The sequence below is a fragment of the Nostoc sp. genome (assembly GCF_041747015.1).
In the GTDB taxonomy this organism is placed as follows: domain Bacteria; phylum Cyanobacteriota; class Cyanobacteriia; order Cyanobacteriales; family Nostocaceae; genus Nostoc.
On the sequence record NZ_JBGTFY010000378.1, the window covers coordinates 1 to 14,924 of the forward strand.

At 42.2% G+C, this 14,924-nt stretch carries 13 protein-coding genes and 2 pseudogenes; 6 read left to right on the forward strand and 9 right to left on the reverse strand.

Annotated elements, in window-relative coordinates; genetic code table 11:
* Positions 1-134 precede the first annotated feature (134 nt).
* A pseudogene (locus ACEW80_RS29825) lies at positions 135-851 on the forward strand (MinD/ParA family protein); the annotation flags it as partial.
* A 74-nt stretch (positions 852-925) separates the two neighbouring features.
* On the opposite strand, the gene ACEW80_RS29830 reads toward ACEW80_RS29825, so the two are convergent.
* The 5 genes from ACEW80_RS29830 to ACEW80_RS29850 all read right to left on the reverse strand — a co-directional run bounded on the left by ACEW80_RS29830 (position 926) and on the right by ACEW80_RS29850 (position 5,251).
* Entirely contained in the window at positions 926-2,563 is a 1,638-nt protein-coding gene (locus ACEW80_RS29830) for a DAHL domain-containing protein (protein ID WP_373530070.1), read from the reverse strand.
* Entirely contained in the window at positions 2,560-3,597 is a 1,038-nt protein-coding gene (locus ACEW80_RS29835) for a cytochrome-c peroxidase (RefSeq protein ID WP_373530071.1), read from the reverse strand. The genes ACEW80_RS29830 and ACEW80_RS29835 overlap by 4 nt, the downstream gene beginning before the upstream one ends.
* Positions 3,598-3,642: 45 nt before the next feature.
* On the reverse strand, positions 3,643-4,098 hold the full coding sequence (locus tag ACEW80_RS29840; protein ID WP_373530072.1) for a ubiquinol-cytochrome c reductase iron-sulfur subunit: 456 nt from the start codon (positions 4,096-4,098) through the stop codon (positions 3,643-3,645).
* Between the two features lie 400 nt (positions 4,099-4,498).
* Positions 4,499-4,861, reverse strand: coding sequence for a transposase (locus ACEW80_RS29845; RefSeq protein ID WP_373530073.1), 363 nt, complete (start codon positions 4,859-4,861; stop codon positions 4,499-4,501).
* Positions 4,862-4,996: 135 nt separating this feature from the next.
* Complete coding sequence (locus ACEW80_RS29850; protein ID WP_373530074.1) at positions 4,997-5,251, reverse strand: transposase; 255 nt, start codon at positions 5,249-5,251, stop codon at positions 4,997-4,999.
* A gap of 113 nt (positions 5,252-5,364) precedes the next feature.
* Between ACEW80_RS29850 and ispG the strand changes: the two genes are divergently transcribed.
* Together ispG and ctpC are read left to right on the forward strand one after the other, a co-directional pair.
* On the forward strand, positions 5,365-6,591 hold the full coding sequence (gene ispG / locus ACEW80_RS29855) for a (E)-4-hydroxy-3-methylbut-2-enyl-diphosphate synthase (protein WP_373530075.1): 1,227 nt from the start codon (positions 5,365-5,367) through the stop codon (positions 6,589-6,591).
* A gap of 191 nt (positions 6,592-6,782) precedes the next feature.
* Positions 6,783-8,066 (forward strand): carboxyl-terminal processing protease CtpC, encoded by a 1,284-nt coding sequence (gene ctpC / locus ACEW80_RS29860; protein WP_373530076.1) that lies wholly within the window; start codon positions 6,783-6,785, stop codon positions 8,064-8,066.
* A 96-nt stretch (positions 8,067-8,162) separates the two neighbouring features.
* On the opposite strand, the gene ACEW80_RS29865 is transcribed toward ctpC, so the two are convergent.
* The 4 genes from ACEW80_RS29865 to ACEW80_RS29880 all read right to left on the reverse strand — a co-directional run bounded on the left by ACEW80_RS29865 (position 8,163) and on the right by ACEW80_RS29880 (position 12,224).
* Positions 8,163-8,348 carry a DDE transposase family protein gene (locus ACEW80_RS29865; RefSeq protein WP_373530077.1) on the reverse strand — a complete coding sequence of 62 codons (186 nt, stop codon included), beginning with the start codon at positions 8,346-8,348 and terminating at the stop codon, positions 8,163-8,165.
* 88 nt (positions 8,349-8,436) lie between these two features.
* A complete protein-coding gene (locus ACEW80_RS29870; RefSeq protein WP_373530078.1) occupies positions 8,437-10,560 on the reverse strand; it encodes a substrate-binding domain-containing protein in 2,124 nt (707 codons plus the stop codon).
* 21 nt (positions 10,561-10,581) lie between these two features.
* Complete coding sequence (locus ACEW80_RS29875) at positions 10,582-11,487, reverse strand: DUF1822 family protein (RefSeq protein ID WP_373530079.1); 906 nt, start codon at positions 11,485-11,487, stop codon at positions 10,582-10,584.
* Complete coding sequence (locus ACEW80_RS29880) at positions 11,484-12,224, reverse strand: hypothetical protein (protein WP_373530080.1); 741 nt, start codon at positions 12,222-12,224, stop codon at positions 11,484-11,486. The genes ACEW80_RS29875 and ACEW80_RS29880 overlap by 4 nt, the downstream gene beginning before the upstream one ends.
* Positions 12,225-12,580: 356 nt before the next feature.
* Here ACEW80_RS29880 and ACEW80_RS29885 point away from each other — a divergent pair, with 356 nt between their 5' ends.
* The 3 genes and pseudogenes from ACEW80_RS29885 to ACEW80_RS29895 form a co-directional block, all read left to right on the forward strand.
* Entirely contained in the window at positions 12,581-13,294 is a 714-nt protein-coding gene (locus ACEW80_RS29885; protein ID WP_373530081.1) for a PspA/IM30 family protein, read from the forward strand.
* A gap of 6 nt (positions 13,295-13,300) precedes the next feature.
* The gene (locus tag ACEW80_RS29890) at positions 13,301-14,200 is read left to right on the forward strand and encodes a substrate-binding domain-containing protein (protein WP_373530082.1); all 900 of its coding nucleotides are present in this window, start codon (positions 13,301-13,303) and stop codon (positions 14,198-14,200) included.
* A gap of 145 nt (positions 14,201-14,345) precedes the next feature.
* Positions 14,346-14,783 (forward strand): annotated as a pseudogene (locus tag ACEW80_RS29895) (DUF4058 family protein); the annotation flags it as partial.
* Positions 14,784-14,924: the final 141 nt, after the last annotated feature.

Genomic DNA, 14,924 nt, shown 5'->3' on the forward strand with positions numbered 1-14,924 from the left:
TATCGTAGATAGCTTGGCGGAATTTTTCTAGTTGTGTCAGGATCATCGCGTCAATGATTTATCGATTACTTTCATTGACTTTACGGCAGTCAGTGTTACTGCTGACTGCTTTTCTCTAGCCTTTTAGTCCAAAGTCCAGTAACTTAGCTACAACAATTGCCCGTTACGGGAATCGAGTGGGTATTATTGATACTGACATTCAATCCCCAGGGGTGCATGTCATTTTTGGCTTGGATGAAGAAAAGATAAGTTACACCCTGAATGACTACTTGTGGGGTAAGTGCGCGATTAAGGAGGCTGCTCACGATGTTAGCCAAATTCTACAGGTAGAACAAGGTCAGGCAACTGCACCCAATAGCGCTCTTTACCTCGTTCCTTGCAGTATTAAGATGACTGAAATCGCCCAAATATTAAATGATGGGTATGACGTTGAGCTACTCAATAATGGCTACCGGGAACTGAACGATAGCCTGAAGTTGGATTACCTGTTCATTGACACTCATCCCGGCATCAATGAAGAGACTCTCCTCTCAATTGCTATGTCTGATGTACTAGTGCTAATTATGCGTCCAGATACCCAAGATTACCAGGGTACAGCTGTGGCTGTTGACATCGCTCGCGAACTTGAGGTTCCTAAAATGCTGTTAGTGGTTAACAAAGCTTTAACAAAATTTGATTTTGAAGCCCTACGCCAAAAAATACAGGCAGCGTACAACGTACCAGTCGCTGGTGTCTTCCCCCTGTGCGAAGAGATGGTTGAACTCGCTAGTAGTGATATTTTTTGCCTGCGATACCCGGAACACCCTTGGACTCAAGAACTCAATAAGGTTGCGGAGCAAATCCTGAATTAAAGCACAAAGCACAAGATGTCTGCACCCGTTAATTTCTCAAGCCTTAGACGGGCTTCTTTGCCTGCTCTCTTCGCCTATTTTTGTTTGAGTACCAGTAAAGTGATGTCATCAAACACCTTTTGTTGACCAATATGCTGCCGCAAATTCCGAATAACTGCTTCTTTAATCTCGGTGACGCTTCTTTGTCGGTAGTTCTTAACCACGTTATACAGCCGCTCCATACCGTATTGCACTCCATTGATGTCTTCCGCTTCTGTAATACCATCGGTGTAGAGTACTGCCACATCTCCAGAGTGCAACTGCACATGCGTTTGGGCGATAAATTGAGCAATGTCCCAGTCCAGCCCAATTGGAAAACCAAGTTCCATTGTCTCTACCCGTTCTACTTCCCCTGACGCTCGTACTACCACCATCTCTTCATGCTGTCCGCTTATGCTGAGTTTACCTTGGTGATAGTCAAGTAACGACAGCGTCAGATTTTTATCGGTATTCATGCGCTGGATGTTCTTGTAAATCGTGCGGTTGAGTATATCCATAAATCTCACTGGATCAGTCTCATTACTTTCCTGAAGTGTTCTAATAGCAGTTTGTACCATTAGCATCAGCACCCCACTTTCAAATCCATGTCCAGTGATATCGCCAATGCCAATTTTGGTAGCGCCATTGTTAGTTAGCACGTCGTAGTAGTCGCCACCAACAGCATCAGCAGATTCCATAAACCCAGCAATTTCCAGTCCCGGAATCTCACTGAGTTCATGATCTTTGGGTAGGAGCATTTTTTGTAATCGGCGGGTAATTTCTAGCTCTGCACTCATGCTGAGATTTTCAACTTTGAGGCGTTCATTTAGGACTGTTATTTTATGGTTAGCTTCAGAGAATTTCTTGATGATTAGATAGGAAATGCCACTAAGCAGGACTAAAAACCAACCGTAAGCAAACTGAAGATAAATATTGACGGTTTTAATTGCTTTTTGATAGAAATCATCATAAACAGTTTCTAAAGTTTTGGCATATTGTGCTATGGGAATATTTAGAATTTGATTAGTCAGTTCGTCCACTTGAGGTTTGTTATTGAGAATAATTCTAGTGTGAGAAATTGTCAGTTTGATTGAAAATTGTTCCTCACTAACTTTATACTGGTCTTTAATCTGGGATAGCTTCTTTATCTGTGCCTCAATAAGTGGTTTTATATCTTCATTAGCTGTGAAATTGTAGAGCAGAATATCGTACAGTAGGTTGTTAAGAGCTGTTTTTAACGGGAAAAACCATTTTTGATCAGAGACTGTTTCGTTGATTTCAGCTATCAGTTCCGGGAGGTAACGCAGAGAGTTTTTCAGCGTAGCATTCTGAGATTTAAATCGTTCGCTCAAATTTTCTTTTTGCTTAAGTAATTCTGCTTGAGTTGCAAGTATGTTCTGGATTTGCCTCTGATCCCTTGCATCAATGAAACTGGGAAGTTCTTGCAGATGTTGTTGAATAATTTTTTGTGCGTTTAAACTATTAACGAGTGAATCGTAGGAGTTGAACAGTTCATATCTAAATTTGAGGATATCTTGATTGAAAGTGGCATCTTTTTCCTGCAACTCGACTATGGCGCTACGGTATCTCTGGTGTTGGTTAAAATCAAGGGACAGGCTTTTACTTATCAGGAAAACCAAGACGAGAATGGCAGCCAACACAATGAAGACTCTTTGCGATTGGACATATTTCATAATGGCTTTCCCTGGTACTCTCCTGTTAGGGTTCTAAGGAATTTAATAATGAGAGTGATATCTGTTTGGGGAAGTTGGCGACCCAACTGATACTTAGCCATAACCTTAATTGCTTCTTCGAGCGTTTCAGCGGAGCCGTCGTGAAAATAGGGAGATGTCAAAACAATGTTCCGCAAACTGGGAACCTTAAAAGCATAGCGATCATGCTTGTCACCTGTGACATTGAATCGTCCCAAATCAGCTTTGGTTACTTTACCGCGATCGCCAAAGTAATCTCCAAGTAGTCCAAAGGTTTGGAACATATTACCACCTAGCAGCATACCTTGATGGCAGCTAACACAGCCATAAGATTTAAAGCGACGATACCCTTCTTTTTCTTCTTCAGTTATGGCGTTTTGATTTCCGTTTAGAAATTGATCGAAGCGCGAATTAGGAGTATACAGAGAGCGTTCAAACATAGCGATCGCATCCTTGATATTATCGCTGGTAATCCCATCTGGGTATAATTGTCTAAACCAGAAGTTATATTTAGAAAATTGCTTGAGCTTATTAATAACTTCTAACCAACTTTTTTTCCCCATTAAACGCCCTGACAATATTGCTTGCTCGGCTTGAGCTTCTAATGTCTCAACCCTTCCATCCCAAAACTGCTTAAAATTAAACCCACTATTAAATACTGTTGGCGAATTAATAAAATCCAATTGCTTTTGAATTCCAATCGAACGTACTAATCGGTCTGTGCCACCCGTATTCAAGTTGTGGCAGCTAGCACAGGAAACCTTATTATCGCTGGATAATCGAGGCTCGTGAAACAGTTTATCCCCCAGTTTCACTTTGCTTTCATTAAGTTCTAGCTGAAGCGTAATTGGCTGGATTGGTTCATTAAGTGCAATATTTTCTTTCGATTCACTAGGTGCAATTAATGGTTGCTGTGTTCGCCGAAAATCCTGCCACCAAAAGATAAATACTACCCCGCAAAAAAAAAGTATGAGAATAAGGTAAAACTGTCCAATTAACTTATTTTTAAAAATCATTATTCTCCTAAAGTCTCCTGAATATGCACACTTGGCACTGAAACATCAGATCGCTTTCACTAGAACTAAGCCATCCTCTTCTTTGGCTTCAAAGCTTTCCAAAGGTTTTTCGGCGGGACCTGTAAGTATCTTGCCATCAGAACTAAACTTAGACCCATGACAGGGACAAGCAAAAATCTTAGTGGCTGTTTTCCACTCAACGAGACAACCCTGATGGGTACACGTAGGATTGATAGCAGAAAGGTTCATGTTGTCCGGGTTACGAACGATCAGAATTGGTTTTGCTGCATTTTGTTTGTCTAGAATTATACCTTGCTCGCTTAAAGCTTGAACCTTGCTGAGGACTATAAATCCATCCTTCCGGACAATCTTATTAATCTTTGGGTTTTCCTGCTTGACTTGTGGCTTATCCTTACCAGAACTACAAGCAGTAAGTACTACTAGCAGAAAATTTGCCAAAGCACTGACACTAACCCAGCCAATAAATTCACGACGATCCATGCTTAGTTAGACAAAAATTATGCAAGTTAAATGTACACTAGTTTATCAAACTTAAATAGGCCAGTGTAAACGTTATACTGCTTCCACAAGAGATTGTTTTCTTTAAAAGTATCTGACTTCTTAGCCCAATAATTTTTTAGGTCTGATCTGTTCGTCATAATTTCAACCCCCGCGTACAGATCCTATCCATTAGTCATATCTTTCTTAACAAAGCTGCAAAGCCGATAATTGGTGGTTTTCACGGTTATGATCTCAGCAATTCTAAATTTGGCTCACTAAGAGGAATTGGCTGGACGGATGGGGTCAAATTCATCTAGCATGAAAGAAATCAAATGCCGCCACGAGTCAAAAACAAAGTAGGTAGTTAAGAGCGTATTTGAAAAGTTTTGAGTGGTCAAATTTATGCCAATCGCCTCACCATGATCCGGATCATGGCAAGGTAGATAAACGTCTCTGATGTTTCGGGCAATAATTCATAATCTCTGACCAATCGCCGACACCCCATCAGCCAACCAAAAGTGCGCTCCACCACCCAACGTTTTTTGAGTAAGACAAAACCATTGGTTTGCTCAGGTCGCAGAACTACCTGCACAATCCAACGGCAAAAGTCCATCACCCACTGCATGAACGGCTCACCATCAAAGCCACCATCCACCCAAATGGTTGTCAAACGAGATACCTGCTGGTGAGACTGTTTGACTCGTTTGAGAGCTTGTTTGCCCCCTTCCCTACAGGACGCTAACGCGAACACGCTCACCGACATTGGCAGACGTGACCAAGACCCGCAAGACTAACCCGCCCGGTATCGACCGTCATAAATCGCTTGCGTCCTTTAATTTTCTTACCTGCATCAAAGCCTACTTGTTGACTCACTGCCGCCCCACTTTTAACACTTTGACTATCGAATGATTGCCTCTGATGGACTGCGATGACGCTCAATTTCGATTCTTGTCCACTCTCGCAAACTATCGTGAATGTGCAACCACGTCCCGTCTTGACTCCAGTTGCGAAAATATGTGTACACTGTTTGCCAAGCAGGAAAGTCACTTGGTAGCGTTCCCGCTTCGGGTTGCCGAAGGCATCGCCATCTAACTCCTTCTACCAAAACATAGAAAATTGCGTTCAGCACTTCTAATTTCTTCTGCTGTACCATTCTCCATTTTTTTCGACCTAATCGCCCAAAAGAGCCACTAGCTGTGGCAATCTGAAAGACAGAGATTTATCAAATCTGATATTTTAGCTACAGCAAATTTACCTAATAGGGTTATGCAAACTCTACCAACTCTTACAACTTCAAACACCACGGTAGATCAACCTACCTTTGATACAACTCTTAAGCGGCGTAAAACCCGTCCTGTAAAGGTGGGAAACGTCATCATTGGCGGTAGCTACCCCGTTGTAGTGCAGTCGATGATTAACGAAGACACTCTCGATTTAGATGGTTCCGTGGCTGGTATTCGTCGTCTGCACGAAATAGGCTGCGAAATTGTCCGTGTTACAGTGCCGAGTATGGCTCATGCTAAAGCTTTAGCAGAAATTAAACAAAAATTAATTAAAACTTACCAAGACGTGCCAATTGTGGCTGATGTCCATCACAATGGGCTGAAAATCGCTGTGGAAGTCGCCAAGCACATAGAAAAAGTGCGGATTAATCCGGGATTGTATGTGTTTGAAAAGCCAAACGTCAATCGAACTGAGTATACTAAAGCCGAATTTGACGAAATTGGTGAAAAAATCAGCGAAACTCTAGAACCTCTAGTAGTTTCTTTACGAGATCAAGGTAAATCGATGCGAATTGGCGTAAATCACGGTTCTCTCGCTGAAAGGATGCTATTTACCTACGGTGACACCCCCGAAGGAATGGTGGAATCTGCTATAGAATTCATTCGCATCTGTGAATCTTTAGACTTCCACAATTTGGTTATTTCCATGAAAGCTTCACGAGTACCAGTGATGCTAGCCGCCTATCGTCTCATGGCCAAGCGCATGGATGATCTGGGTATGGATTATCCGCTACATTTAGGCGTTACGGAAGCCGGTGATGGCGAATACGGGCGAATTAAATCCACAGCTGGTATTGCTACGTTACTCGCTGATGGCATTGGCGACACAATTCGCGTCTCACTTACAGAAGCACCAGAAAAAGAAATTCCCGTCTGCTACAGCATTCTCCAAGCTTTGGGATTGCGAAAAACGATGGTGGAATATGTCGCCTGTCCTTCTTGTGGACGCACTTTGTTTAACCTTGAGGAAGTGCTACACAAAGTTCGAGAAGCCACTAAGCACCTAACTGGTCTGGATATAGCAGTTATGGGTTGTATTGTAAATGGGCCAGGAGAAATGGCAGATGCCGACTATGGTTATGTTGGCAAAACACCTGGTTACATTTCTTTATATCGTGGTCGAGAAGAAATTAAAAAAGTCCCAGAAGATCAAGGTGTAGAGGAATTAATTAACCTCATTAAAGCAGATGAACGCTGGGTAGAGCCTTGAAAGGGCTAGGGCAGTAGGGAGTAGGGGAAGATGAGAAAGACAAGGAGAAAATAACCATTCCCCACTCCTCACTCCGCCAGATTGTCAAGTATTTTATCGAAATTAGGAATAGATGCTCGGTCTTTACAGTGGTAGCCTGTGTTAGATTGAGCATACTGACTATATATTTTCCCTCTGACACAGCTGTCATTATGGTGATTACAAAAAATAGGCTTGTTTTGGGTGCTACGGTAGTGACACTCTCCATGATCGCTGTTACTAGCCTTGGCATTCACTCACGAGGCCAGGCTTTATTTAAAGCAAGTCCCAAAGAATTGGTGGATGAAGTTTGGCAAATTGTTCAGCGCCAATATGTAGACGGTACTTTTAATCAGGTAGATTGGCAGGCTGTTCGTAAGGAGTACTTGAACAAGTCCTACAGTAATCCCCAGGAAGCGTATAAGTCCATTCGGGAAATGCTGAAAAAGCTAGAAGATCCATACACCCGGTTTATGGACCCAGAGGAATTCAAGAATATGCAAGTGGACACCTCTGGAGAATTGACAGGGATTGGCATCACGATCAGTCAGGATGAAAAAACGAAGCAGTTAGTTGTAATTGCACCAATCGAAGATACACCAGCCTTTAAAGCTGGTGTTTTGGCTAAAGATGTCATCCTCAAAATCGACGGCAAAAATACCAAGGGAATGGATACCAATCAGGCAGTATCCCTGATTCGAGGTGAAGCAGGAACGCAAGTCAGCCTGATGATTCAGCGCAACGGTCAGACTAAAAAGTTTGACATCAAACGGGCGCGGATTGAAATCCATCCAGTTAAATATTCACAAAAGAAAAGTCCAGCAGGTAATCTTGGCTACATTCGCCTGAATCAGTTCAGCGCCAATGCTGGTAAAGAAATGCAGACTGCCATCAAAGATTTAGAAACTAAGCAGGTATCTGGATATATTCTTGATCTGCGTGGTAATCCAGGCGGACTGCTCTTCTCCAGTATAGAAATTGCCCGGATGTGGTTAAATAAAGGCACAATTGTTTCTACCATTGACCGCCAGGGTGAGCGAGAGCGAGAAGTGGCAAACGGACGCGCTCTAACAACTAAACCGTTGGTAATATTAGTAGATAAAGGTTCAGCCAGTGCCAGCGAAATCCTTTCAGGAGCGTTGCAGGACAACAAACGTGCAACTTTGGTGGGTAGTCAAACCTTTGGTAAGGGGCTGGTGCAATCGGTGCGTCCCCTAGAAGATGGCTCAGGATTAGCGGTGACAATTGCTAAATACCATACGCCCAATGATACAGATATTAATAAGCATGGTATTGCTCCAGATGTGAAAGTGGAGTTGACTGATGCCCAGCGACAGAACTTGTGGCTCAAAGAACGTGACAAACTCGCTACCCTAGCAGACCCTCAATTTGCTAAAGCCGTGGAAGTGATAGGTAAACAAATTGCTGCTAAACGCACAGCCACAGCAGAAAAATAAAGAGTTTGAAATAAAGTTAGCAGCAGAGAGGCGATTAATCGCGTCTGTACAAGAGTTAGGAATAAAAACCATCATTGTCAACTCCTAACTCTTAACTTAAACTGGTTGGCACTTCCCAGTCCTAATAAGTCCGACACGACGAGCGATCGCTTCTCCTTGTGAACTAAAAGGCCCCCACTGTTCTATAATCTCGGAATTATCGTCTCCAACTTGGTCGCTGGGAACAATTTCGCAATTTCCAGCCGAACTCTTGACAATATACCAAGTTTGTGTTTCGTTCATATTTAAAATAAAAGTTTGTTTTTTACAATAAAAATTTTATGGCATACAGAAAATATTTTCGCGCTTACAAGGCTATTAGAATCGCCACTCAACGGATACGCACAAATCCAACTTCATTCATCAGTTTTTGTCCCTGAGTTGTCAATAGCATCTTAGCGTATGCCTCGCCTGCTTGTTGTTCTAAACTGCCGCCATTATTCTGCTTGACTATGACAAACATCTGGCGGGTAATTGGATATTGACCTGTTTTGAAAGCATCGATATTTAACTTATTCCGCTGATTCGGACATTGCTCCGGTTTAATCAAAGGTTCTATGTAAGGAGCTATAAAACTGTTTCCTTGTTTGGCGATTGGCAATGCCTTAATTGTACATTGGGGGACGACTTCTGGAGCAGAAGCGTAGTAAATACCACCGCGATCGCTTGCTAACTTTCTCAGCCCATCTGTTGTATCGTAGACGTATATTATGTTACTTCCGATTTTTTCTCCATTGAGAATGTTGTTAACTAAGAACTCAACAGTGCCGCCATCATCAAGGCGACGGGAGTAAGCAGTAATTTTAAGGTTAGACCCACCAACTTGATTCCAGTTGGTTATTTTACCAGTGTAAATATCTTTAATTTGTCCTATGGTTAGCCCTGGAATTTGTAAACTGGGGTGAACAGCGATCGCTAATCCTTCCAAAGCCACTGGGATTTGTTTCAGACTCAATCCCCGTTGTTGAGCTTGTTGATACTCTCTATCTGCGATTGGGCGGGAGGATTGAGAAAAGGTTAGTTGTCCTTCCAACAACATCCGAATTCCCGTACCAGAACCTGGTGTAGCATTAATTGCATCGGTATAGCGTAATTCAAACTGCGGATGGGCTTTTTTAATTTCAGGATCTACATATTGCCGAATCAGTGCCCAAGATGTGCTTCCACCATAGAACCATGTTCCTTCGGGAGTAGTTACGGAACTCAAATCGGAGTGGACTTTTTTCCCAGCCAAATATAGTGCACCACCACTGACAACCACACCAATTAAACCAATTAATAACCACGGCTTGATATTTTTCTTTGATTGAGGAATTGAATCTTTTGGCTTGATTGGAGTTGGACTTGGCGGGGAAATTTCGCGCAATCCTTGCCAAGTTAACGGTTCAACATTGGCTTCAATACAAATTGTTGGCAACCAAATTGCACCTGGGTAATCAGACTTAAAATGTTCTAGGCGTTTGCGTGCTTTTTTAACAGAACTAAATAGTGATTTATTATTATGAGTAAATTCTTGGAAAAAGTACCTTAAGAAATCTACTGCTATGGGATCTGGCACTGGTTCCCGCATCACAATAACTTGAGGCAAATGTAGTTGTGCAAGTTGGTTAGCTAATCCTAAACCATCACAAGAATTAAAAATTGCTAACTGTAATCCTTTATCAATAGCTTGCTTTAAAGCTTCTTTAAATTCCTCAATAGTTAAGATATCTTGATCGTTAAGTTCAATCCACCCTATCTGCCCATCTTCTTGACTTCCACTATGCCCTGTAAAAACGAAAATATCGTAGCCTTGCTCATCCCAAAGCGCTTCACACAAATCCTTGCGGCTAGGCTTAATTAGACAGCGGACTTCTACCCCATCTGTTTCTAAATCTTGAATTACCTTTAAGTCATCTTTTGTATTAATGCCGTCACTCCTGCCAACAGCAACTAAAATTCTAGTTTTTGTACTTTTAGGAACTAGCTTATTTATCTTTTGATTCGAGCTTTTGGGCGCACTAAGAGCAACTTCAGCGTTGGGATAGTGTTCTTCAAATAAATTCCATTCTTGCCAAGGGAGGCGGCGCAAGTCGATATCTTTGGCATCAATTATGACGCGAATCTCTTCATTTAACTGATGCAATTGTTGGGCGATCGCAATTAATCTATCCCGGATTGGTCGCCACCTGCTATCATAAGTATTCAGCCATTGATTTAGCTCGTCTTTCACTGCGAGAGTGTGTTCCGCGTGGGAATAAATTGTTACACTTTTAGGTGTAAGACGGAACGTAGCACAAGAACGCACAGCCTCGATTTGGCGATAGGCTGACTGCCATTCATTAAAGGATGATTCTAAATTTGGTGGTAATGGAGGCAAAAATCCTTCTGTTTCTTCATCCAAGTTCTTCGCCGTTAAAATTACCAGAAATCCATCTGGTGAACTGCGTCTGAGTTTCAACTTGACGATCGCCATTGCTGTCTCCTCTTGTTTGCATTAAACAACAAACTCTTCGATCACACTTGTTTCTCCTAACACCATCTTGACACTGAACTTTTCCTCGTGTTGGCAGCTAAACTCTAGCTGCATCCAATCATCTGCGCTTCTTGCTTGCACTTCCATGCCAATGTTTCCCGCTGCATCAAAGACAATCAGTTGTAAATTTGCTGGTAGATGAATAGCATTATCACCTGGATAAACCCGTAGGCGAATGTCGAAAACTTCACTATTGGTTGCAGTTAACTGCACTAACAAAAGTACTTGCCTTCCCAAGTCAATCACCTTCGCCCGACTGATAGAGTTAGTTGAGGAGCGAGTTATGGTACTAATACTTCTCAAATTGCTAGCAAACACTAACTCTGGCGGTTGCCAATCTGGCTCGAAGATTCCCGTAACCCATTGACGCAGATTTATTAATAACGTTCGCTTATGTATAATTTCGATAAGAGCATCAAGGGATTGCAGTTGTGCTATTTGAAGTATTTGTGGTGATTCAGTCATGGCGATCGCTGGGGAAAATCCCAACAATTCTATATAATCTAATTGCTGACTAAACTGAACTCCTACATAACCAATGCGGTCTGGTGTCATGCTTGGAGGCAAGACTATAGCAACCTCACCCGGTAACACTGGCCGACATTCAAGCTTACCAACACCCGGCAACACTAAATCAGCAACATCAAAAATCGCCCTTAAACCGCGATGCCAACTATCGCCTTGATTCAAAGCCGTCTCAACCTTTAGCCATTTAAGGTAGCTGTGAACGGCGTAAACAGCCAAAGTGTTCAGATAAACTTGTTTTCCCTTTTGGGGGCTATCTTGCTGTGCGGCAAATTCTTCAGCCCAACGGTGGGCATTTTTGGGGAGAGGGACGCTTAAAATATCTGGTTGTGTACTACTCATTGCTCATATCCGAAATTCGTTCCAATTTCTCTTAACAACGGAAGACAATTTTTCTTCCAGTGGGAGTAAAGAGTTTGATTGCTTATATTTAACTCTCTAGCAAGATCAGCGATTTTATGAGGTGGTTGTTCCAGAAGTAAGCGCATTGCCAATAACTGACAATGGCATTCTGGATTTTTTCGAGGATGACTAGCTGTTAATTTACCCTCTTCGTCTTGCTGAATATATTGCCTGATGCGATCGCCAAGGCACTGGCGCTCAACTTCTTGGATTTGGGCAATCTTGATATCCAGCAAATCTAAGGTAATACTTGGTGACTGACGGTCTGGCAAGATATTTAGCAGGGTGGTTTCGTCACCCTCATAGTTACGGATGGGTCTGTCTAAACTGATGGTATATTTACTATCTGGAGTATATAAATCTTTAATGCGCCACTTGAGATAGCCATTAATCCAGATTACTAGGCTTTGTTGGAAAGAAGGCGATACTCCTTCTCCTATCGGAGAGGCTGCGCCAACGGAGTCACTTCGTGAACGCACTTCAAATTTACAAACTTTCCGGCTGACCCATTCCCAAGTTTGATTCAAGGCTTCTAAATAATCTTGATGCCCAGACTGATAAATGCCAGGAAGTTGTTGAATCACCATGAGCAGTCTATTTAAAGCTTTCTGCCTCTCTGGACTAGGGTCTGGGTAGCAGCATACGTCGGTAATAAGTTTTTTAAGTTGTTCATCCACAACGATTTTGCTTCCAAGCTGCTATGGGGCTATTAATTACTTAACTGAAAGACAATAAAGCTTTTGCAGCTTGAGTTTAACTGATTTTTGATTCACTTATTACGTGTGGATGTTACAAATATTCAAAAATTTTTATTACGCTTGCTAGAGAAAAATTTCATAATTGAATGGTAGACAGTCAAGCCCTTCTGTTGTAGTCGCCCCGACGCTCGATAGCGAAGCGAATCTAATAAGTCGGGAATCTTAGCTAATTCATTTCATAAAAATAAAAATACTTGATGTGAATGTAATTAGAGTGAGAACCATAATGAAGTTGTATCTAACCAAAACCATTCTCAATGAGATAGGTGTGCTGTATGAAAAAAGTTATGTACTGGGTAATGGGTGAAAAAGCCGGAAGAACTATAGTTGGTACTTGGAATTGGCTATGGGGAATGCCGGTGGAATCTGGTGGTAAAGTGGCTGTGGCGATCGCTGAAGAATCGCTGCAATCAATGCAAGAATCGGTACAAAAACTGGCTGTTGCCGTTGCTATGCAAGAAGGTTCTTATAAAACAGCCAAGAACAAATACGAGGGAAAAGTTAAAGAATTACGAACCTTGGAGCAGCAAGCAAATATTGCCCAGCAAAATGGTAACGAAGACGCGGCGCGGATGGCGATGACTAAGGCAATTCAGACAGAGCAGATTTTGCCCAAATTGGAGGAAATGGTCAAGCAAGCTGAGACATCTGTAAATGCTTCCAAAGATAAGCTGAACCGAGAGCGGATGAAGCTAGAAGCCTACAAAGCTGATATGCAGAATATGAAAGATATGTCAGAAGTGAACGAAGCACTAGCGATGATTGCCAAAGTCAATAATGAATTTGACATTGGATCGGCTAAAAGTGACTTTGAAAAAGCTAAAAATGCAGTTGAGCGGCGCAATTTTAAGACAGGCGCTTTAGCTGAAATGTCTGAAAACCCAGCTGAAAAGCTCCAGGCTGATATGGAACGCATGACTATAGACGATGAAGTTTCGCGTCGCTTGCAGATGTTAGATGGATCAACCACTAAGGAACTACCAGAGTAAACATTTATGAGTCAGAAAAGCGGCCCGCCTCCAATTGTTTTTATCTTGATATTTCTAGCTTTGCTGGGTGGTGGCTACTGGTTCTTTTTCAAGCGGGAACCAGCATCCACAGTACCAGCTAATGTTACCTCTCCAGGCAGCACAACCTCTGCTAGTAATTCGGCTTTCCCTCTTCCAAATTCAGTACCAAGCGGTACTACTGTCAAAATAGACGGTTCTACCAGCATGGTGACAATTAACCAAAATCTTAAAAGAGCTTTTGAGAGGCAGTTTCCGGGTACAAGTATTGTCACTAGTGCTAATGGTTCTCAAAATGGGATCGCGGATCTGGTAGCGGGTAGAGCGGATATTGCGGCGGTATCTCGACCTTTGACTGCACAAGAGCAGAGTCAGGGATTGGTGGCGGTGTCTGTGACAACAGATGCGATCGCTCTTGTCATCAGCAAAGCAAATCCTTTTAATAAGGGATTAACCAGCGCCCAAGCAGCAGATATTTTTCAGGGTAAAATTAATAACTGGTCAGCTGTCGGTGGTAATAGTGGAACTATCAGAGTAATTAATCGACCAGCAATTAGTGGAACGCATCAAGCATTTCAAGAAACAGTACTGAAGGGAGCTAATTTTGGCACAACACCAAACATTACAATCCTGCAACGGGATGCCACAACTCCGCTACTCCAAGCTTTAGGAACTGATGGTATAGGCTACGCTACTTTTGCTCAGGTTGCCAATCAACAAACAGTGCGAGCCATTGCGATCGATGGGTTGACTCCAGATGCAAGTAGTTATCCCTACCAACGGCAACTGCTTTATGTCTATAAAAACCCTGCTAACCCTGGAGTTCAAACATTTTTAGGTTATGCAACTTCGCCTCAAGGACAACAAGCTATGATCCTGGATAATTAATTTATCTAGATTATGTAGAAACGTGAAACATTGCGTTTCTACAGATTTTTTTTGTTTTGGGCGTTGCGATCGCTTATGCTAAATTTCATTTTAGAACATCCCAGATTGCTAAGATAAACAGTAAGAATCTTGTTTTGCCAAGCTTATGCATTCACCGTTTCCAGGGATGAACCCCTACCTAGAAAATCCTGAATTGTGGACTGAAGTTCACAGTCGATTAATTATTGCGATCGCTCCCCAACTCCGACCAAAATATCGAGTGGCGGTTGAAAAACGGGTATATCAAATGACAGATGAAAATTCTATTCTAGTTGGTATTCCTGATGTGCTTGTGGGACGTTCTTTAACAAACACAGAAAAAGAACCGTCTAATATTGCAGTCGCCGCACCACCTATAAAACCGATAACTGTCAACGTTCCTATTCTAGAGGAAGTGCGAGAAGCATACCTAGAAGTTCGAGAAGTGGGAACAGGAGAAGTTGTAACAGTGATTGAGATATTATCACCAAAAAATAAGCGGACTGGGGAAGGAAGAAAGGCTTATGAAAGTAAACGTCAGCAAATATTAGGTAGCTTGACTCATCGGGAGCATCCACTTTTGGAAGATATACAAAATATGGAAGAATATAAGAGGAAATAAAAAGAGCGCATCAACTACCATGAGCCAAGATAGACAAGAACGAATCCAAGCCTGTGTAACGGAACTGGCAACATTACTGTATGA